We start from the raw sequence: 20,077 nt of genomic DNA on the forward strand, positions 1-20,077 counted from the left end.
ACGAAGACGATGACCACCACCAGCAGACCGCTGCCCGAGGCACCCAACCGGATCGAGTTGGCGATCGGCGGGATGACCTGCGCCGCCTGCGCCGCCCGGATCGAGAAGAAACTCAACCGGATGGACGGGGTGAGCGCCGCCGTCAACTACGCCACCGAGAAGGCGTCCGTCCGGTACGCCGACGGCGTCACCCCGGACGACCTGATCGAGACCGTGCGCAAGACCGGGTACACGGCGGCGCTGCCGGCCGCGCCGACGGCCGAGGAGCCGGCGGATCCGCTGCGCGGTCCGCGTACCCGGCTCTGGGTCTCGGTGGCCCTCAGCGTGCCGGTGGTCCTGCTGGCGATGGTCCCGGCCTGGCAGTTCGACTACTGGCAGTGGCTGTCGCTGACCCTGGCCGCCCCGGTGGTGGTCTGGGGTGGGCTGCCGTTCCACCGGGCCGCCTGGACCAACCTGCGGCACGGTGCGGCGACGATGGACACGCTGGTCTCGCTCGGCACGCTTGCCGCGTTCGGCTGGTCGCTCTGGGCGCTCTTCCTCGGTGACGCCGGCATGCCCGGGATGACGCACCCGTTCCGCTTCGCCATCACCCGCACCGACGGCGCCGGCAACATCTACCTGGAGGCGGCCGCCGGGGTGACGGTCTTCATCCTGGCCGGTCGCTACTTCGAGGCCCGATCCAAGCGGACCGCCGGTGCGGCCCTGCGCGCCCTGCTCGCGCTCGGCGCCAGGGAGGTGGCGGTGCTGCGCGACGGGGTGGAGACCCTGATCCCGGTGGATCGGCTCGTCGTCGGCGACCGGTTCGTGGTCCGACCCGGTGAGAAGATCGCCACCGACGGGGTGGTCGAGGAGGGCACCTCCGCCGTCGACGCCAGCATGCTCACCGGTGAGTCGGTGCCGGTCGAGGTCGGCCCGGGGGACGGCGTGGTCGGCGCCACCATCAACGCGGGCGGACGGCTCATCGTCAGCGCCACCCGGGTCGGCGCGGACACCCAGCTCGCCCGGATGGCCGACCTGGTCGAGCAGGCGCAGAGCGGCAAGGCGGCCGTGCAGCGGCTGGCGGACCGGATCTCCGGTGTCTTCGTGCCGATCGTCATCACCCTGGCCGTCGGCACGCTCGGCTGGTGGCTCGGCACCGGGGCCGGCCCGACCGCCGCGTTCACCGCCGCCGTCGCCGTGCTGATCATCGCCTGCCCCTGCGCGCTCGGCCTGGCCACCCCGACCGCGCTGCTGGTCGGCACCGGTCGAGGTGCCCAACTGGGTGTGCTGATCAAGGGGCCGGAAGCGCTGGAGTCCACCCGCCGGGTGGACACCGTGGTGCTGGACAAGACCGGCACCGTGACGACCGGCCGGATGACCCTGGTGGACGTGGTGCCGTCGAGTGGTGCGGAGCGGGCCGAGCTGCTCCGGCTCGCCGGGGCGGTGGAGGCCGCCTCCGAGCACCCGATCGCCCGAGCGGTCGCGGCGGGTGCGAGCGAGACGGGGTCGCTGCCCCCGGTGACGGGCTTCCGCAACCTCGAAGGGCTGGGCGTGACCGGCACCGTCGACGGGCGGGCCGTGCTCGTCGGTCGGGCCCGGCTGCTGCGCGAGCGCGAGATCGAGGTGCCGCCGGAGGTCGAGTCGGCCGTCGCTGCCGCGGAGGCCGCCGGCCGTACGGCGATCGTCGCGGGCTGGGACGGGCGGGCCCGGGGCGTGCTCGCGGTCGCCGACGTGGTCCGGCCGACCAGCCGGGCGGCGGTGGCCCGACTGCGGGCGCTGGGGCTCACCCCGATCCTGCTGACCGGAGACAACACCACGGTGGCCCGGGCGATCGCCGCCGAGGTGGGCATCGACGAGGTGATCGCCGAGGTGCTGCCGGCCGGCAAGGTCGACGTGGTCAAGCGGCTCCAGGCGCAGGGGCGGTCGGTGGCGATGGTCGGCGACGGGGTCAACGACGCCCCGGCGCTGGCCCAGGCCGACCTGGGGTTGGCCATGGGCACCGGCACCGACGTGGCGATCGAGGCGTCCGACCTCACCCTCGTCCGGGGCGACCTGGCCGCCGCCGTGGACGCCATCCGGTTGTCCCGACGCACGCTCGGCATCATCCGCGGCAACCTGTTCTGGGCGTTCGGTTACAACGTGGCGGCCCTGCCGTTGGCCGCCGCCGGGCTGCTCAACCCGATGATCGCCGGAGCCACGATGGCGTTGTCCTCGGTCTTCGTGGTGGCCAACAGTCTGCGGCTGCGCCGGTTCCGCCCGGCGGGCGGTGGCGGACTGTGACGGCGGTAATGGTTGGACCGCCGACGGTGGGGGTACTGGTCCTGTCGTAGCGACGCTTGCAATGGAGGTTGGCAATGGGTATCGACGACAAGATCAACAACGCCACCGAGGACGCGGCCGGCAAGCTGAAGGAAGGCGCTGGTCGCGCCACCGATAACGAGCAGCTCGAGGCCGAGGGTCGCACTGACCAGTCCACGGCCAAGCTCAAGCAGGCCGGCGAGAAGATCAAGGACGCCTTCAAGAGCTGACGTACGACGTACCCGCACGCCGGGCCGGTGATCATTCACCGGCCCGGCGTGTCTGTGTGTCCGGCCTTTCCGGTGACCCTGAGAACCCCCTGATTCCGCCCTCGGCCCGTACCGCCGCGCGGGCATACCTGCTAGCTTCTCTTTGCATGTGCGAGGGCCGGTTGTGAGCAGTGCCCCATCGCCGATCGGCGACGACCTGGTGCGGGTGCTGGCCTCGTTGGCCAACCCGCACCGGCTGCGAATCGTCGCCGCGCTGGCCCGCGAGCGCGCCTACGTCAGCGGGCTGGCCCGGCAACTGGGCATCAGCCGAGCGCTGTTGCAGGTCCACCTACGGAAGCTGGCGGCGGCCGGGCTGGTCACCGCGAGCCTGGAGTTGTCGGAGGACGGGAAGGCCATGAACTACTACGAGGTGCAGCCGTTCGTGCTCACCCTCACCCCCGAGATCATCGCGGCGGCGGCCGAGACGCTGACCGTGCCCGACTCGGCCGAGCAACCAGGAGCGGACCGATGAGCGAGCACGACTGGACCGAGGTGGTCGGCGCGATCGGCATCTTCGCCTTCCTGGTCAGCGTGGCCACGGTGACCATCGTGCAGCTAGCCAAGACCCGGCGGGCCCGGTACGAGGCGTCCCGCGCGGACGACTACCGCCAGCTCGCCGAGACGGCCGCCCAGGCGCAGGCGGAGAACGCCCGACTGCTCGCGGCGATGGACGGCCGGCTCGCCGGGATGGAGACCCGGATGACAAGTGTCGAACGCGTCCTGGTCGAGGTCGACTGACCACGGCCGAAGGCCCCGGGCCGTCGAGCGGCTACTCGACGGCCCGGGTGGAAGCAGCATCACCTCGCCCGGTGGGCGAGTTTCACCGGCAACGCTCCTTCGAGGAGAGGACAGCACTCCATGCTGCGTGTACGCAAATCCGCAGTCGGCTGGGCGGTCGCCCTGGCCCTCACGGCCGCCGGGCTGACCCCGGCGAGCCCGGCCGCCGCCCACCCCACGATCGACTGGCATCCCTGTGCCGCCGACGACTCCGCCGAGTGCGGCACCCTGTCCCTGCCGGTCGACTGGGACCGGCCCCGGGGAGAGCGCTTCGACCTGGCGCTGGCCCGCCGGGTCGCCAAGCCGGCCACCCGGGAGGGTGCGCTGGTCTTCGGCCCCGGCGGCCCGGGTGACAGTGGCGTCGACCGGGTGGTCAACGGCAGCTCCCGGTTCAGCGCCGACCTGCGCCGTCGGTTCGACATCGTCGGCTTCGACCCGCGCGGCACCGGCGGCAGCAACCCGGTGGTCTGCTCCCGGGCCCTGCTCGCCCAGCAGCCGCAACTGATCGCCGACCAGGCCCAGTTCGACGCCACACTGGCCGGCAACGCGCTGCTGCGGGCCGACTGCCGGGCCCGCACCGGGCCGCTCTACGACCACGTGGACACCATCAGCGCCGCCCGCGACCTGGACGCGATCCGCGCCGCGCTCGGCGAGCGGCAGTTGACCTTCCATGGCAGCTCGTACGGCACCCTGCTCGGTGAGCAGTACGCCGAACTGTTCCCGCACCGGGTCCGGGCCATGGTGCTGGAGGCCGCGGTGGACCACAGCGTCGGCACCCGCGCGTTCCTGGACACCCAGGCCGTCACCTCGCAGGACGCGTTCGACGAGTTCGTCGCCTGGTGTGACAGGTCCACCGCCTGCGCCCTGCACGGCCGGGACTTCCGGGCGCTCTGGGAGGGACTGCGCGCCCGCGCCGAGGCAGGCACGCTCACCGACCCGAAACGGTCCGGGGTCGTGCTGACCCCGTTCGAGTTGAGCCGGCTCACCCACCGGGAGTTCTACGACACCTCGCGGTGGCCGGGGCTCGCCGAGTGGTTGCAAGACCTGGAAGCCCCAACCACCGGGCGAAGCGCCGGACCGTCGACCGGCGACGCCGTGGCGGCGTACCCCTTCGCGGTCTTCTGCCAGGACTGGAGCCTGCCCGTCCGGGACTACCGGGAGTACGACGGACACCTGCGCCGGGTGGCCCGGCTCGCGCCCGACCTGCGGTATCCGACGGCGGTGTTCGCCCTCGCGACCTGCCTGGGCACCCCGACGCCGGTCGCCAACCCGCAGCACCGCCTGCGGGTACGCACCGACGTGCCGCTGCTGATCGCCGCCACCGTGCACGACCCGGCCAGCGGGTACAACTGGGCCACGAACGTGGCGCGGCAGTTGGGCCGGCACGGCGTGCTGCTCACCTACGAGGGGTGGGGGCACGGCAGCTACACCACCAGCCCGTGTGTCGAGCGGGCCGTCGACGCCTACCTGATCGACCAGAAGGTGCCGGCCCGGGGCACCACCTGCCCGGCCGTCGACCCCGACGAGTGACCGCGCCGCCGCCGGCCGCCGGGGTCAGAGCTGCCCGGCGGTCGGCGGCCGTCGCACTCCCGCCAGTCGAGCGGCCTTCAGCTCCAGGTACCGCTGCTCGGGCCGACTCGTGGTGCCCCGGGCCGCCGCCAGGTACGCGTTCCGCGCCGCGCCAGCCTCCCCGGCCAGCTCCAGCAGGTGCGCCCGGACGGCGGCGAGCCGGTGGTGCCCGGCGGTGCGGTCGTCGGCGTCCAGGGACGTGAGCAGGGCCAACCCGGCCCGGGGCCCGTCCACCATGGCAACCGCCACCGCCTGGTTGAGGGTGACAAGTGGGTTCGGCGAGATCCGGGCCAACAGCCGGTAGAGGGCGACGATCTGCCGCCAGTCCGTCTCCGCCGCCGTCGGCGCCTCGGCGTGCACCGCGGCGATCGCGGCCTGGAGTTGGTACGGGCCGGGCGGCGACCAGGTCAACGCATCGGTGATCAACGCGATCCCCTCCGCGCTGGCGGCGGCGTCCCACCGGCTGCGGTCCTGCTCGGCGAGCGGCACCAACTCACCGTCCGGGCCCAGCCGAGCCGCCCGGTGCGCATCGGTGAGCAGCATCAACGCCAGCAACCCGGCCACCTCGCCGTCGTCGGGCAGCAGCCCGTGCAGGACGCGCGTCAGCCGGATCGCCTCGCCGGTCAGCTCGGCCCGGTGCAGGTCCGGGCCGCTGGACGCGGTGTAGCCCTCATTGAAGATCAGGTAGAGCACCCGGAGCACCGTGCGCAGCCGCTCGTCCCGCTCGGCCGGCCCCGGCATGGTGAACCGGGCCCCCGCGGCCTCGATCCGCTGCTTCGCCCGGCGGATCCGTTGACTCATCGTCGCCTCCGGCAGCAGGTGCGCCCGGGCGATCTGGGCGGTGCTGAGACCGCCGACCGCCCGCAGGGTGAGCGCCACCTGCGCCGACCCGGTCAACGCCGGGTGGCAGCAGAGGAACAGCAGGGTGAGGGTGTCGTCGGCGTCCGCCGCCGCGGGCTCCGCGTCGGCCGGTGGCGCCACCGCGGCGTACGCCGGCTCGCGCAGCGCCACCGCCAGCTCGCGGTCGCGGCGGGCGCTCTCGCTGCGCCACTCGTCGGTGAGCCGGCGGGTGGCCACGGTGAGCAGCCACGCGCGCGGACTGTCCGGTACGCCCTGCGCGGGCCACTGTGTCGCGGCGGCGAGCAGCGCCTCCTGGACCGCGTCCTCGCACCTGTCGAACTGGCCGTGCCGGCGGACCAGCAGGCCGAGGACCTGCGGCGCGACAGTGCGCAGCAGATCCTCGACCGTCCGGTCGTCTGTCACATCTCTGCTCCGGCCTCGTCCATGATCGGGCGGACCTCCATCGCGCCGCCGAAGCGCACGTCCGGCCAACGGGCGGCGATCTCGGCGGCCCGCTGCGGGCTGTCGCAGTCGACAGCCAGGTAACCGGCGAACTGCTCCTTGCTCTCCATGAACGGCCCGTCGATGACCTCGGCCCGGCCGTCGACGGCCCGGACCGTCAACGTCTGCGACGGATTGGCCAGCGCCTGGCCGCCGATCAACTCGCCGGTCTCGGTCAACTCCTTCATGATCTCGTCGACCTCCCCGAACAGGGCGGTGCGGTCCTGCTCGGAAAGCTCCTCGGTGAAGCCGGGCCGGTTCCAGATCAGCAGCATGTACTTCACGGCGACGCTCCTCAGGCTCTGGTCGCACCCCGGTCGGGGCGGGACTCACCGGAGGGTCGGAGCCGACAACCCGATCCCTACGGCGTACCGAAGGAAATCGCAGATATCTCCGCCGGTGGCGGTCCCACGCCGGGTGGCTCGGCGCCGATCGGTTCGGCGCGAGGTGGCTCAGCGCCGATCGGGTCGGCCGGGCACCTGGCGGGGCTTGCGCCCGCCGCCGACGTCCAACGACGCCCGGTCGGCGGCCGAGGTGCCCGACGACCAGCCCTCGGCGTCGCGCACGCTGAGTCGGTGCCGGGTGACGCCCGGGAAGAGCGTGTCCAGCCGCTCCCGGACCGCCTCGCCCCGGGCGGCGAGCACCGGCAACAGCCGCTCCGCCCCGGCCGTCTCGGCCGCCGCCCGGTCCGCCGCGTCGGTGGCCGCCTCGGTTGCCGCGCGAAACCGCTCGCCGATCCGCAGCGCGAACGCGTTGAGGAACGACTCGTCCCAGACCTTCGTCCGCCGCCCCGACCCCGCCCGCCGCTCGGCCCGACCCCGCAACATGGCCGCGGTGGCCTGCACCAGCAGCGAGGTGTAGAGCAACTCCACCGCCACCAGATCGGCCGGCCAGCCCAGCACGGTGGCGAAGCCGAGATCGTCGGACCAGACCGCCTCACACCTGTTCGCCGCCGCCACCTCCTGCACCAGCAGTGCCTTCGCGCCCGCGTACGGGGTGTCGGTGCTCAGGCGTACCCCGCCGGGCACGTCGCCGCGCTCCGACCCGGCGGCCAGCAGCGCCTCGTCGATGCTGTGCCGGGCGATCAGCTCCTGCGCCTTACCGGTCAGCGCCTCCGCCTCGGCCGGGAAGGTCGTCGACTCGGCCTTGGCCAGCAGCGCCCGTACCCGGTCCAGCATCGGCGACCCGCTGCGCGCCGTACCGGCCGTGCGGGGGAGCGCCGCCCCGCTCGACCCGGGTGGCGGGCGCAGCACCGCGATCGGCGGCAGGCTCTCCACGAGCGCGAGGACGTCCACGGCCGCGCGGAGCGCGTCGACCCGGTCCAGCGCCTCGCGGGCGGACCAGCCGGACAGCACCTTTTCGTCGTCCGCCCGCACCTCGGCGGCCAACGCCCGCAACTGCTCGTCGAACCAGGCCGGGACCGGATCCGACTGCGCGCGCCGCTGCACGGCCATCGCGTCGCGGACCAGCCGCGCCGCGCGGGCGTCGAGCCGCCGCGCGGTGATCCGGTCCACGTCGACCGGCTGCCAGCCGCGCGGCCAGAGCCGCGCCAGGCCGCGGACCAGGCGACGCACCAGCGCCGCGTCCACCGCCGTGGTGCCGTCCGCCGCGCCGGTGCCGACCATCAGCTGGTCCAGCTGCCGTTCGGCCTGCCGTACGTCGGTGCCGCGCACCGCCGCGAGTGCGTTGGCGACGAGTTCGTCCGCGTCCGGCACGGGCACCTCCTTCTCGGGTTCCGCTGCCGGCGAGGCTGCCCGACCCGCCCCAGCTCCATGATCATGCCGCGCGAGGCCCCGGAGACACGAAACGGGGATGTTGCCGCTGGGTCGCCACGCCGGCTCTGGCGGTCACGTTTCGTGGCATCTGGGGTATTTTGGGCCTTGACTGGCGGATGTGAGGTGTGTGGTGGTCGGTTCGAGCCTGCCGAGTGGGCGCACCGCCGACGTGCCGGACGTACGTGCCTCGGCGCTCGCCGGCGTCCTGCTCGGCATCGCGACCATGGCGGCGGTGGACGAGATCGTCTTCCACCAGTTGCTGGCCTGGCACCACTTCTACGACCGGTCGACCCCCGCGGTGGCGCTGCTCTCGGACGGGCTGCTGCACGCCGCCGAGGTGATCGCCCTGGTCGGTGGGTTCTTCTGGTTCGCCGACCTGCGCCGGCGGCACGCCCTGTCGGCCCGGCTCGCCTGGGGTGGCTTCCTGCTCGGCGCCGGCGGGTTCCAGCTCTTCGACGGGCTGATCGACCACAAGGTCCTGCGGCTGCACCAGATCCGTTACGGGGTGCACCTCGTGCCGTACGACGTGGTGTGGAACGTGGCCGGCGCGGCGCTGTTGCTGGCCGGCGCCCTGCTGGTCCGGCGCGCCCGAAGGCGCGAGCGCCGCCGATGACGGTGGCCGTGCCGCCCGCGCTCGCGCACGGCGGGCACGCGGCGGGTGGGCCGGCCTGGCTCCCGCTGTTCCCGGTCGCCTTGCTGGCCGGCGGCTACCTGCTGGCCGCCGTGCGTGACCCCCGGGGTTGGGACCACCGGCGTACCGCCGCCTGGCTGGTCGGGTGCACAATGCTGGCGGTCGCCGTCGGGCCGTTGGCGCAGCTCCCGGACGACCCGCGCGGGCACGTGACGCAGCATCTGCTGCTCGGCATGCTGGCCCCGCTCGGGCTGGTGCTCGGCGCCCCGGTCACCCTGCTGCTGCGGGTCGCGCCCACACCGGTACGCCGGACGGTGGGCCGGTCGCTGCGCGCTCGCCCGCTGCACCTGATCGCGCACCCGGTGACCGCAGCGCTGCTCAGCACGGGTGGGCTGGCGCTGGTGCTGCTCACCCCGCTGTACGCGGCGGCCGAGCGGCAGCCCGTGCTGCACCACGCCGTACACCTGCACTACCTGGCCGCCGGCTACCTCTTCGCCTGGTCCCTGGCCGGGCCGGATCCGGCGCCGCGCCGGCCGGGGCTGGCGGTACGGGTCGGCGCGTTACTCGGTGCGGCGGCCGGCCATGCCGTGCTGGCCAAGTACCTGTACGCGCGGGCCGGCATCCTTCCGCCCGGCCTCGACAACCCGGATCCGGAGGCGTTGCGGGCCGCCGCCCAGCTCATGTACTACGGCGGTGACCTGGCTGAGCTGCTCCTGGCGGTAGCCCTCTTCGCCACCTGGTACCACCAGCACCCGCACCGCCTCCGTCCGTTGGCCAAGAGGTTTGCGGGAAGCTCTTGATCAACGGGGCCGGGGGTCGGAGATGCGCGATTGGAGGGCGGCGGAGAGGCGCTGGATGAACGTGCGGATGCTCTCCTCGCTGTGCCGGGTTTCGATCTCGTCGTTGAGCGGGACCTCCGAGCGCAGCGCCTGGTCCAGCGCGTCCAGCGTCGCGGTCCGGTCGCCCGGGTAGCGCCCGTCGATCACGCCACGGGCGACCCAGGCCACCACCGAGTCGTCGAGCACCTGCTCGAACTGGATTCCGTAGAGGATTCCGTTGATGTGGCCCTTCCACAGGTCCGTGGCCATGCTCGTCGACTCCCTGGAAGAGGTGGCTGCCGTCCCGGCCGGGATCCGGCTCTGCCGAGCCTGCCATCACTTTCCGGGACCTGTAGAGCCGTCAGGTCCGTCGCGGCCAGCTGTCGAGAATCGCCGCCGCCGGCTGGACGTCCCTCTCCGGGTCCGGAGCCGGGGTTGGTCGGTCGGCCGGCGTACGGTCGAAGCGGGGTGCCGGGGCCGGTTGGATCTCGCCGCCGACCTCGACGAAGGTGCCCCGCGCGGCGTTGTGCGGGTGTTGGTGCGCCGCACCGGGGGCGAGCACCGGCGCGACGCAGGCGTCCAGGTCGGTGAAGACCGCCGTCCACTCGTCCCGGGTCCGCTCGGCGAACCGTTCGGTGAAGCGCCGGCGCAGCTCGTCCCAGCCGCTCGGGTCGTACTGGGCGGGCAGGTCCGGGTCGTCGGCGAGGTCGAGGCCACTGAGGAGTACGGCGTAGAAGACCGGTTCCACCGCGCCGACGGCCATGAATCCACCGTCGGCGGTGGCGTACGTGTCGTAGAACGGCGCGCCGCCGTCGAACAGGTTGCGCCCGCGCGGCGCAGACCACAGGCCACTGCCGAGCAGCCCGTGCAGGAACGCCGTGAGCAGCGCCGACCCGTCCACCATGGCCGCGTCGATCACCTGGCCGACGCCGGAGCGTTCCCGTTCCAGCAGCGCGGCCAACACGCCGACGGCGAGCAGCATGCCCCCTCCGGCGAAGTCGGCGAGGAGGTTCATCGGCGGGTACGGGCGCTCGCCGACCCGACCCAGCGGCTCCAACGCCCCCGCCACCGCGATGTAGTCGATGTCGTGCCCGGCGCGGGCCGCCAGCGGGCCGTCCTGACCCCAGCCGGTCATCCGCGCGTACACCAGTCGGGGGTTGCGGGCCTGGCAGACCTCCGGGCCGAAGCCGAGCCGTTCGGCGACCCCCGGCCGGTACGCCTCGACCAGCACATCCGCGCGCTCGGCGAGGCGCAGCAGGTCCGCCACGCCGGCCGGGGACTTCAGGTCCAGTGCGGTCACCCGCCGGCCGCGTTGCAACGGCCCACCGGTCGGCGCGGCCAGCCGCCCCGCACCCGGGCCTCCCGGCCGGTCCACCCGCACCACGTCCGCGCCGAGGTCGGCGAGCACCATGCAGCCGAACGGCGCCGGCGCGAGGCTGGCCAACTCCACCACCCGCACCCCGGCCAACGGCCCACCGCGCGCCGCCGTCACGCGACGCCCACCGGTTCGACGGGGTGGGCCGCGAGTCGGTCGACCAGGTCGGCCGGGGGCGTGAACCGGTCGCCGTACCGTTCGGCCAGCTCGGCGGCGCGGGCCGCGAAACCGGCGGGACCGCCCGCGTACTGCCGGACGTAGCGGATGACCCCGCCGGTCCAGGCGGGGAAGCCGATGCCGAAGATCGAGCCGATGTTGGCGTCGGTCTCGGTGCGCAGCACCCCCTCGTCGAGGCAGCGCAGCGCGTCCAGCGCCTCGGCGAAGAGCATCCGCTCCTGGAGGTCGGTGAACGGCACCGCCCGGCCGGCGTCGGTGACCAGGTCGGCGAGGCCGGGCCACAACCGGCCGCGGGTGCCGTCGTCGTAGGAGTAGAAGCCCCGACCGGCGGTACGCCCCGACCGGTCGTACGCGTCGACCAGCTCGTCCACGAGCCGGTGCGCGGGCAGCGGCAGGTACTCCTCGCTGGCCGCCTCGAACTGGCGGCGGATCCGCTGGATCAGGGTGAGACTGACCTCGTCGGCCAGCGCGAGGGGCCCGGTCGGGTAGCCGGCCTGCAACGCGGCCTGCTCCACCGACGCGGCGGGGACACCCTCGGCGACCATGCCGACCGCCTCGTCCAGGAACCGACCGATCACCCGGCTGGTGAAGAAGCCCCGACCGTCGTTGACCACGATCGGGGTCTTGCCGATCCGCCGGCCCAGGTCGAACGCCCTGGCCAGGGCGGCGTCGCTGGTTCGCGCGCCGACCACGATCTCCAGCAGCGGCATCCGGTCCACCGGGGAGAAGAAGTGCATGCCGATGAAGTCGGCCGGCCGGTCCACTCCCTCGGCCAGCCCGGTGATCGGCAGGGTGGAGGTGTTGGAGGCGAGCAGCGCGCCCGGTGCCACCACCGGCAGCACCTCGGCGAAGACCGCCTTCTTCAGCGCCGGGTCCTCGAAGACCGCCTCGATCACCACGTCGCAGCCGGCCAACGCGTCCACCTGGGCGGTGGTGGTGATGCGGTCCAGCACGGCTCGGGCGTCCGTCTCCGTCGCGCGGCCCTTGCGTACCGTGCGGGCCAGCAACCGCTCGGCGTGCGCCCGCGCCCGACCGGCGGCCTCCGGTGTGACGTCCTTGACCACCACGTCCAACCCGGCGCTGGCGCAGGCGTACGCGATGCCCGCGCCCATCATGCCGGCGCCGAGCACCGCCACCCGGTGTACCGGCGGGGCGTGCACGTCTGTCGGTCGGGCCGCGCCGCCGTTGACGGCCTTCAGGTCGAAGAAGAACGCGCCGATCATGTTCTTGGCGACCTGCCCGGTGAGCAGGCCGATCAGGTGCCGGGTCTCCACGGTGAACGCCGTCTCCAGGTCGACCTGCGCGCCCTCGACGGCGGTCGCCAGGATCGCCTCCGGTGCGGGTAGCCGGGCACCCTTGAGCTGCTTGCGCAGCGTGGCCGGGAAGGCCGGCAGTTGGGCGGCCAACGAGGGGCTGGCCGGGGTGCCGCCGGGCATCCGGTAGCCCGGCCGATCCCACGGCTGGCTGGCCTGCGGGTTGGCGGCGATCCAGTCGCGGGCCCGGTCCAGCAGCTCCGCCTCGGTGGCCACCACCTCGTCGACCAGCCCGGCGGCCAGCGCGTCGGCCGGGCGCATCCGTCGGCCGGTGAGCAGGACCGTGGTCAGCGCCGTGGCCAGGCCGAGCATCCGTACCGTCCGGGTGACGCCGCCGGCCCCGGGCAGCAGGCCCAGGGTCACCTCGGGCAGCCCGAGCCGGCTGTCCGGCACGTCCAGCGCGATCCGGTGGTGGCAGGCGAGCGCGATCTCCAGGCCACCGCCGAGCGCGGAGCCGTTGACCGCGGCGACCACCGGTCGGCCGAGCGTCTCCAGCCGACGCAGGTCCCGTTTGATGGTGTGGAGCAGCTCGGTCAGTTCGGGCGCGTCGGCGCGGGTGGCCCGGACCATCTCCGGCAGGTCGCCACCGGCGAAGAAGGTGGACTTGGCGCTTGTCACGATCACGCCGACGAGATCGCGTTCGGCCTCCAGCCGGTCCAGTGCGGCTCTCATCGACGCGGCGTACGCCCGGTTCATGGTGTTGGCGGACTGGTCGGGGTCGTCCAGGGTGAGCGTGACGATGCCGTCGGCGTCGCGGTCGTACCGAATGGTGTTGGTCATGGTCGTCCCCCGGGTCAGCAGCGTTCGAGAACGGTGGCGACGCCCATGCCGCCGCCGATGCAGAGGGTCACCACGGCGCGGCGCAGGTCGCGGCGCTCCAACTCGTCCAACGCCGTGCCGAGCAGCATCGCCCCGGTCGCGCCGAGTGGGTGGCCGAGCGCGATCGCGCCACCGTTGACGTTCACCGCGTCGGGGTCGAGGCCCAGGTCGCGGACGTACTTGAGCACCACTGCGGCGAACGCCTCGTTGATCTCGAACAGGTCGATGTCGTCGACTGTCAGCCCGGCGACGGCGAGCGCCTTGTGCGTGGCCGGGATCGGGCCGGTCAGCATCAGCGTCGGGTCCGCACCGGTGACCGCCGCGCTGACGATCCGGGCCCGCGGGGTCAGGCCGAGGTCCCGGCCCACCTGCTCCGAGCCGATCAGTACGAGCGCGGCGCCGTCCACGATGCCGGACGAGTTGCCCGCGTGGTGGACGTGGTCGATGGCCTCCAACCAGTGGAACTTCTGCAGGGCGACCGCGTCGAAGCCGGCGGCCTCGCCCATGGTGGCGAAGGACGGGGTCAGCCGGGCCAGCCCTTCCCGGGTGCTCTCCGGGCGCGGGTGCTCGTCCACGGCGAGGATGTCCAGCCCGTTGCCGTCACGGACCGGCACCACCGAGCGCGCGAAGTGCCCACCGGCCCAGGCCTTGGCGGCCCGCTCCTGTGACCGCAGCGCGTAGCCGTCCACGTCGTCGCGGGTGAAGCCCTCCAGGGTGGCGATCAGGTCGGCGCTGACGCCCTGCGGTACGAAGGAGGTGGCAAGCGCGGTCTGCGGATCGGTGGCCCAGGCCGCGCCGTCGGAGCCCATCGGCACCCGGGACATCGACTCGACCCCGCCGGCGAGCAGCAGGTGCTCCCAGCCGGAGCGGACCCGCGCGGCGGCCGAGTTGACCGCCTCCAGTCCGGAGGCGCAGAACCGGTTGAGCTGCACCCCGCCCACCTCGTCGGGCAGCCCGGCCAGCAGCGCGGCGGCGCGTGCCAGGTCGCCGCCCTGTTCGCCGACCGGGGTCACGATGCCGAGCAGCAGATCCTCCAGACGGCCCACGTCCAGGCCGGGGTTGCGCTCGCGCAACGCGTCGATCAGGCCGACCACCAGCGAGATCGGCTTGACCCCGTGCAGCGCGCCGGTGTCCCGGCCGCGTCCGCGCGGGGTCCGGACCGCGTCATAGACGTACGCCTCAGAGGGCACGGGCGATCAACTCCTTCATGATCTCGTTGGTGCCGCCGTAGATCTTCTGGACCCGGGCGTCGGCGTACATCCGGGCGATCGGGTACTCCGTCGTGTAGCCGTAGCCGCCGAACAGCTGCAGACACCTGTCGATGACCTCGCACTGCCCGTCGGTGAGCCAGGACTTCGCCATGGCCGCGGTCGCCGCGTCCAGGTCGCCGCGCGTGTGCCGGACGATGCAGTCGTCCAGGAAGACCCGGCTGACCCGGGTGCGGGTGGCGCACTCGGCGAGCACCATCCGGGTGTTCTGGTGGCCCATCAGCGTCTTGCCGAAGGCGGTGCGCTCCTTGGCGTACGCGACGGTCAGCTCGACGGCCCGTTCCATGGCCGCGACCGCGCCGACGCCGATGACCAGCCGTTCCTGCGGGAGCTGCCGCATGAGTTGGATGAAGCCCAGCCCTTCGGCGTCGCCGAGCAGGTTGGCCGCCGGCACCCGGAACTCGTCGAAGAACAACTCGGCGGTGTCGTTGGCGTGCAGCCCGATCTTGGACAGCAGGCGGCCCCGACGGAAGCCCTCCGGGTCGCCGCTCACCTCGCAGACCAGCAGCGAGACACCTGCCGCCCGCTGCTCGGGGTCGGTCTTCACGGCCACGATGATCAGGTCGGCCAGGCCGCCGTTGGTGATGAACGTCTTCGCGCCGGTGACCAGGTAGTCGTCGCCGTCGCGGACCGCCCGGGTCCGCATCGCCTGGAGATCGGAGCCGCCGTCCGGCTCGGTCATCGCGATCGCGCCGACCAGTTCACCGCTGCACAGGCCGGGCAGCCACCGCCGCTTCTGCTCCTCGCTGCCGTACGCCACCAGATAGCCGGTGACGATGCCACTGTGGACGGCCAGCCCGAGGCTGCTCTCCCCGGTGTACGTCTGCTCGTGCAGCAGCACTGCCTCGTGGGTGAACCGGCCGCCCCCGCCGCCGTACTCCTCCGGGACGGACAGGCCCAGCAGCCCCAGCTCACCGGCGCGCCGGTAGTGCTCGCGGTCCGGATGGCCCTGCGCCAGCAGGCGGTCGGTGTGCGGCAGCACCTCCTTGCTGAAGAAGGTGCGGGCCAGGTCCGCGAGGTCGTCGTGCTCCGGTTCGCGCCAGGGCGAGGGGGGACCGTCGGGCGTCGGCATGTGCACCACCCTCGCGCGCTGTTGGCAGCATGTCAATAAGTCTCGAACAGCAGTCCGCCAGCGACACGTCCTGGCAGGCCGGCCAGTTCTTATGAAACAGGCCTTAGCTGCGGGTCGACCCACGTCGTCCGGAGGCCGCCAACCGCTCAGCGAGCGCGACGACACGGTCGCGGAGTTCGTCGGGGCGTTCGATGACGAACGGCAGGTCGAGCGCGGCGAGCACAGCGGGTAACCAGTCGAGACTCTCTGCCCGGATCTCCACGTCCTGCCAGCCCTCGTCCGCGCCCTCTCGCACCTCGGCGATGCTGGCCGGTAGCTGCCTGCGGATCTGCTCACGTGTTCCCTGTATCCGCAGCGACACCGCATGCTGGTACGGCGCCTGTGCCATCGAGGTGAGGAGGTGTCCTGCGGGATCGTTCCCAACCGGCGGCTCGAACGAGCCGGACAGCGTTCTCGCGTCCGCGATGCGGTCGAGCCGAAGGGTTCGATCCTCACCGATATCCGGATCGACCCCGGTGACATACCACCGGCCCGCATGGTTGACCAGCCCGAACGGATGCAGCGCGCGGACGCTACGCCTGCCGTCGCGCGAGGTGTACTGGAGTGAAATGGGCCGGTGCTGGCGGACCGCCTCGGCGACCGTGAGTAGGACGTCTGTCTGCGGCGCAGGGAAGTCACCAGGTTCGGTGGTGAAGGCGAGGGACTGGAGTACGGCGTCCAGCCGGTCCGCGATCCGCGACGGCAGGACGCGCCGGATCTTCGCGGCGGCGGTCTCGCCCGCCGTACCGGTGGCCGTCGCCAGCCCGGCACGGCGGCCGGCAACCAGGCCGAGGAGGACGGCCACGGCTTCGTCGTCGCTGAACATCAGCGGCGGCAGACGATAGCCGGCGGCGAGCCGATACCCGCCGTAGCGACCGCGCACCGACTCCACTGGCACGTCGAGGTCCACCAGGTGACTCACGTAGCGCCGCACTGTGCGCGGTTCGACACCGAGGCGCTCGGCAAGCTCGGCCATCGTCCGGACGCCGCCGGACTGCAGGAGCCCCAGCAGTGCGAGCACCTGGGCTGTCGGTCGTGCCACGTTCTGAACCTAACTCGAATACTGGACCAGATCTGTCCAGTATTCGAGTTAGCGTTCGGACGACAGACCAGTACCAACCGTACTGAGCAGGGAGAAGGCATGGATTTCGTATCGATCCGCATCATCACCGGCGACATCGACCGCCTGGTCGGCTTCTACGAGAAGATCACCGGCGTGCAGGCGGCCTGGGGTAACGAGGACTTCGCCGAGTTGCGCACCGCCCACGGCACGCTGGCGATCGGCAGTACCCGCACCGTCGCACTGTTCGCGCCGGGGTCGGCCCGCCCGGCCGACAACCACACCGTGATCATCGAGTTCCTCGTGGCAGACGTGGACGCGCTCTACGAGAAGCTGAAGGATGTGGTGGAGGACCTCGTGAACGAGCCGACGACCATGCCCTGGGGTAACCGAGCCCTGCTCTTCCGCGACCCCGACGGCAACCTGGTCAACTTCTTCACCCCGGTGACCCCCGACGCGATCGAGAAGTTCGGCCGCTGACCAGGTGGGCGCAGCCGTGGCTCGGGCTTCGGCGGGCAGGATGGCGCGCCGCCCCCCACCAGGGCGGTGGGCGCGCTGGAGGAGGGCGGCGTGGCAGGGCCGTGAACTAGCGCCTCGGCGGCCGGGGCGGCGGCGTCGGGAGCGTCGCGGCCAGAGTCGCCACGTCCTGGCGCAGCTCGCCAAGGTACGGGTAGAGGTAGTCGCCCGGGCACTCCGTCGGATCGGCTCCGATGCTCGCCCAGTCCCGGTGGCCCGAGATAACGGCCACGTTGCCACCCGCCCCGCTGACCGGATTGACGTATCCGATCCGACCGGTGGGGTTGAGTCGACTCGTGAGGCTGAGCCCCGCCAGGACCAGGGCCAGGGACCGTTGCGCGGCGGGGCTGGGCAGGCGGGACGTGTACCGGCCCAGCAGGCAGACGCCGATGTTGCCCGCGTTGAAACCGCCCACGTGCGCCGCGTTGACCATGAGCGGCCGACCGTCGCTGCCGGCCCCCGGGCCGTAGACCGGCTGCGGCCCCGGGTCGGAGTAGCGCCCCTCGTAGACCCGTCCGCCCTCGTCGATCAACAGGTGGTAGCCGATGTCGCCGAACTCCTGCAGTACGCACTGGTCGTAGTAGATGGCGCGAACCGTGGCCGCCGGATCGGGGTCCTCGTTGTGCTCGTACACCCCACTGTGGTGCACCGTCAGCGTCTGCACCGGATAGAACTCGCCCGGCCACAGCACACTGCCGTTCGGGCCGAGCCGCAGCGACTCGTCAGCTCCCCAGCCGGACCGGGGCAGGTACGTCGGCGGCCGCCGGGTGCCGGGCGGCAGCGGAAGGCTGTTCGTCTCCGCGTTCGCGACCGTCTGCCGAGCCCCGTCGACCATGTTCAGCTCGACAACCGTGGCCGCCGAGCCGTCGCCGACCTGGACCTCGTATCCGGTCGCGCCGTTGGCCACCACGATGTCCGACCGGGCCGACACCGCCCGACCGTCCCGGCCGTTCGGGCACGCGCTGATCTCCAACCAGTCGCTCCACCCCTTGCCGGTACGCAGGCGTACCGCCGCCGCCGGGCCGCTGTGCGCGACGGACAGGTGAGTCAACGGGATGGCCGGAGCGGTCACCACCGTTCGGCTCATCAGTCGACCACGGCGGGCCGCGAGCGGCGCCGTCACCGTGGAGGTGGACGGGGCCGCTGTCGCCGACCCGCCGAACGCACCGGCGGCCGACAGGCCGACGGCCGCACCGGCCGCGCCAGACAACAATCGACGTCGAGAAACCAAGACTTCGCTCCCTTACTCAGTTGATCCGGTCCGATGGCATGGACGTTTCGGCCGCACTGGTCGGACTGTCACTGATGCGTGGCAAGGGTAGAGCAGAAGGTGGATCACCGCAGGCCGCTCGATAGGGTCGGGCAGATGAACGTCGAGACGGCTCCGCGCCGCCGCCGTCTGGAGCCGGACGCCCGGCGTGGGCAGATCCTGGCCTGCGCGGTCCGGCTGTTCGGCGAACGCCCGTACGCGGACGTGTCGACCACCGACGTCGCCCGCGAGGCGGGTGTCGCTCGCGGTCTGGTCAACCACTACTTCGGCGCGAAGAAGGACCTCTATCTGGAGGTCGTCCGGGTCATGGTGACAATCCCGGAGGTCGCCCTCGAACGGTTGCCCAAGGATGACCTGCGGACCCGGGTCGACGCGAGCGTCTCCTGGTTTCTCGACGTGGTGTCGCGGCACAGCACCTCCTGGTTGGCGGCGGTCACCGCCCGGGGGATGGGCGGCGACGCCGACGTGGAGCGGGTGCTCGCCGAAGCCGAGGAGGTCGCCGCGGACCGCATGCTCGTCGCCGTCGGCCTGGCCGGCGAGGCAGGGCACCGGGAAGAGTTGCGGGCCATGGCTCGCGCGTACGGCGGGCTGGCCACGTCGACCGCCCGGGAGTGGCTCCAGCGCGGCGCGTTGACCCGCGCCCAGGTGCACCTGCTGCTCGCCACCACCCTGCTGACAATCGTCGAACAGGTCATCCCGCAGGCCATCGCCGGCGGCGATCCGGCGCGACCGGAGGGCTGACGGAGCCCGCTCAGGCGGCGCGGCGTCCGCCGGCCTGCCCGGCACCAGCGGAGCGGTCGGTACGCGCCGCCGGTGCGGCCTGCCCGGCATGCGCCGCCGGTGCGGCCTGGTCGGTACGCGCCGCCGGTGCGGCATAGCGGTCGGCGGCCTGCGCCGGGTACGACTCGGGGCGAACCACCCGCAGCGGCCGGTCCACCTCGTCGGCCCCGAACCGCCAGCGTGACGGTGCCGGTTGCCGCTGCGGCGCGGGTCCACCGGGGCGCAGACCGGGCCGGGACAGCACCACCGTGATCAGGTAGCCGACCACCAGGAAGCCGTGACTGACCAACCGCTCCCCGCCCACCGAGCCGGTGGCCAGGTCGTTGACCGAGAGCAGCAGCAACGTGCCGACGAACGCGCTGAGCATCGGCAGTAGCCCGGCCGGCGGGCTGCGGCGTACCGCGACGAAGAGGAAGCCGGCGCCCACCGCCACGTTCCACGCGGCCGACTCGTGCCACAGGTGCTGGCCGGTCGGGTGCAGGTGGTCGGCTGTCGCGCCCCGGCCCACCTGGGCCAGACCGAGCACCAACTGCACCGCGCCGAGCAGCCCGAGCGCCGCGCGCAGCCCGGTGACCAACCGACCATGCCCGAGCGCCGCGCGCAGGCCGGCCACCAGCCGACCAGCGCCGGCCAGACGCCGCCACCGCGATCGGCGGGTCGGCTCGGCCGCGACGGCGGCCAGGATCGCCGCGGTGCGGTCGGGCACATCGGCGACCAACCGGGTACGGACCCGACGCGTCACCGCGGCCGCGGCCGTGAACCAGGCCCGGCACTCGGCACACCCGTCGAGGTGCCCCTGCACCGCCGCCAGTTCGGCGGCGGTCTCCTCCCCGTCCAACTGCGCGGACAGGACCTCCCGCCACTGCTCACACCCCATGTACCGGTAGTCGCTCCAGCGACCGCTCCGGTTCCCGGCGACCGTGGCGGGTTG

General features: G+C 72.9%; 20 protein-coding genes. 9 read left to right on the forward strand and 11 right to left on the reverse strand.

The features are described 5' to 3' along the window. Nucleotides 1-9: 9 nt before the first annotated feature. The 5 genes from AB0B14_RS03145 to AB0B14_RS03165 all read left to right on the forward strand — a co-directional run bounded on the left by AB0B14_RS03145 (nt 10) and on the right by AB0B14_RS03165 (nt 4,853). Complete coding sequence (locus AB0B14_RS03145; RefSeq protein WP_357520970.1) at nt 10-2,259, forward strand: heavy metal translocating P-type ATPase; 2,250 nt, start codon at nt 10-12, stop codon at nt 2,257-2,259. 74 nt (nt 2,260-2,333) lie between these two features. Continuing rightward, a complete protein-coding gene (locus AB0B14_RS03150) occupies nt 2,334-2,507 on the forward strand; it encodes a CsbD family protein (protein ID WP_357072512.1) in 174 nt (57 codons plus the stop codon). A gap of 163 nt (nt 2,508-2,670) precedes the next feature. Further along, on the forward strand, nt 2,671-3,018 hold the full coding sequence (locus AB0B14_RS03155) for a helix-turn-helix domain-containing protein (protein ID WP_357072509.1): 348 nt from the start codon (nt 2,671-2,673) through the stop codon (nt 3,016-3,018). Then, nucleotides 3,015-3,284: a hypothetical protein gene (locus tag AB0B14_RS03160; protein WP_357072506.1), complete on the forward strand. Its 270-nt coding sequence runs from the start codon at nt 3,015-3,017 to the stop codon at nt 3,282-3,284. The genes AB0B14_RS03155 and AB0B14_RS03160 overlap by 4 nt, the downstream gene beginning before the upstream one ends. 120 nt (nt 3,285-3,404) lie before the next feature. After that, entirely contained in the window at nt 3,405-4,853 is a 1,449-nt protein-coding gene (locus AB0B14_RS03165; RefSeq protein ID WP_357520972.1) for an alpha/beta hydrolase, read from the forward strand. A 24-nt stretch (nt 4,854-4,877) separates the two neighbouring features. Here AB0B14_RS03165 and AB0B14_RS03170 read toward each other — a convergent pair whose 3' ends face one another. The 3 genes from AB0B14_RS03170 to AB0B14_RS03180 form a co-directional block, all read right to left on the reverse strand. Beyond that, nucleotides 4,878-6,155: a DUF6596 domain-containing protein gene (locus AB0B14_RS03170; protein WP_357520974.1), complete on the reverse strand. Its 1,278-nt coding sequence runs from the start codon at nt 6,153-6,155 to the stop codon at nt 4,878-4,880. Then, entirely contained in the window at nt 6,152-6,508 is a 357-nt protein-coding gene (locus AB0B14_RS03175; RefSeq protein WP_355027449.1) for a YciI family protein, read from the reverse strand. The genes AB0B14_RS03170 and AB0B14_RS03175 overlap by 4 nt, the downstream gene beginning before the upstream one ends. Nucleotides 6,509-6,685: 177 nt before the next feature. Further along, entirely contained in the window at nt 6,686-7,948 is a 1,263-nt protein-coding gene (locus AB0B14_RS03180) for a DUF2786 domain-containing protein (protein WP_357072497.1), read from the reverse strand. A gap of 190 nt (nt 7,949-8,138) precedes the next feature. Here AB0B14_RS03180 and AB0B14_RS03185 point away from each other — a divergent pair, with 190 nt between their 5' ends. Continuing rightward, nucleotides 8,139-8,621: a DUF2243 domain-containing protein gene (locus AB0B14_RS03185; protein ID WP_357072494.1), complete on the forward strand. Its 483-nt coding sequence runs from the start codon at nt 8,139-8,141 to the stop codon at nt 8,619-8,621. Continuing rightward, nucleotides 8,618-9,439, forward strand: a complete 822-nt coding sequence (locus AB0B14_RS03190; protein ID WP_357072491.1) for a cytochrome c oxidase assembly protein — start codon at nt 8,618-8,620, stop codon at nt 9,437-9,439. Before AB0B14_RS03185 ends, AB0B14_RS03190 begins: the two co-directional genes overlap by 4 nt. Here the strand turns inward: AB0B14_RS03190 and AB0B14_RS03195 are convergent, their stop codons facing one another. The 6 genes from AB0B14_RS03195 to AB0B14_RS03220 form a co-directional block, all read right to left on the reverse strand. Beyond that, a complete protein-coding gene (locus AB0B14_RS03195) occupies nt 9,440-9,727 on the reverse strand; it encodes a hypothetical protein (RefSeq protein ID WP_357072488.1) in 288 nt (95 codons plus the stop codon). Between the two features lie 91 nt (nt 9,728-9,818). Further along, nucleotides 9,819-10,949 (reverse strand): CaiB/BaiF CoA-transferase family protein, encoded by a 1,131-nt coding sequence (locus tag AB0B14_RS03200; RefSeq protein ID WP_357520976.1) that lies wholly within the window; start codon nt 10,947-10,949, stop codon nt 9,819-9,821. Next, on the reverse strand, nt 10,946-13,102 hold the full coding sequence (locus AB0B14_RS03205) for a 3-hydroxyacyl-CoA dehydrogenase NAD-binding domain-containing protein (protein ID WP_357520978.1): 2,157 nt from the start codon (nt 13,100-13,102) through the stop codon (nt 10,946-10,948). Before AB0B14_RS03205 ends, AB0B14_RS03200 begins: the two co-directional genes overlap by 4 nt. A gap of 14 nt (nt 13,103-13,116) precedes the next feature. Then, entirely contained in the window at nt 13,117-14,331 is a 1,215-nt protein-coding gene (locus tag AB0B14_RS03210; RefSeq protein WP_357072478.1) for an acetyl-CoA C-acetyltransferase, read from the reverse strand. Beyond that, a complete protein-coding gene (locus AB0B14_RS03215; RefSeq protein ID WP_357520980.1) occupies nt 14,321-15,481 on the reverse strand; it encodes an acyl-CoA dehydrogenase family protein in 1,161 nt (386 codons plus the stop codon). Before AB0B14_RS03215 ends, AB0B14_RS03210 begins: the two co-directional genes overlap by 11 nt. A 103-nt stretch (nt 15,482-15,584) precedes the next feature. Next, nucleotides 15,585-16,562 (reverse strand): YafY family protein, encoded by a 978-nt coding sequence (locus AB0B14_RS03220; protein ID WP_357520982.1) that lies wholly within the window; start codon nt 16,560-16,562, stop codon nt 15,585-15,587. A gap of 99 nt (nt 16,563-16,661) precedes the next feature. Here AB0B14_RS03220 and AB0B14_RS03225 point away from each other — a divergent pair, with 99 nt between their 5' ends. Continuing rightward, a complete protein-coding gene (locus AB0B14_RS03225) occupies nt 16,662-17,060 on the forward strand; it encodes a VOC family protein (RefSeq protein WP_357520984.1) in 399 nt (132 codons plus the stop codon). A 106-nt stretch (nt 17,061-17,166) separates the two neighbouring features. Here AB0B14_RS03225 and AB0B14_RS03230 read toward each other — a convergent pair whose 3' ends face one another. After that, on the reverse strand, nt 17,167-18,327 hold the full coding sequence (locus tag AB0B14_RS03230) for a peptidoglycan recognition family protein (protein WP_357520986.1): 1,161 nt from the start codon (nt 18,325-18,327) through the stop codon (nt 17,167-17,169). A gap of 135 nt (nt 18,328-18,462) precedes the next feature. Between AB0B14_RS03230 and AB0B14_RS03235 the strand changes: the two genes are divergently transcribed. Continuing rightward, a complete protein-coding gene (locus tag AB0B14_RS03235) occupies nt 18,463-19,107 on the forward strand; it encodes a TetR/AcrR family transcriptional regulator (protein ID WP_357520988.1) in 645 nt (214 codons plus the stop codon). A 10-nt stretch (nt 19,108-19,117) separates the two neighbouring features. Here the strand turns inward: AB0B14_RS03235 and AB0B14_RS03240 are convergent, their stop codons facing one another. Further along, nucleotides 19,118-20,023 (reverse strand): zf-HC2 domain-containing protein, encoded by a 906-nt coding sequence (locus tag AB0B14_RS03240; protein WP_357520990.1) that lies wholly within the window; start codon nt 20,021-20,023, stop codon nt 19,118-19,120. Between the last annotated feature and the right edge of the window lie 54 nt (nt 20,024-20,077).

This window comes from Micromonospora sp. NPDC049171, from assembly GCF_040648275.1.
GTDB lineage: Bacteria > Actinomycetota > Actinomycetes > Mycobacteriales > Micromonosporaceae > Micromonospora.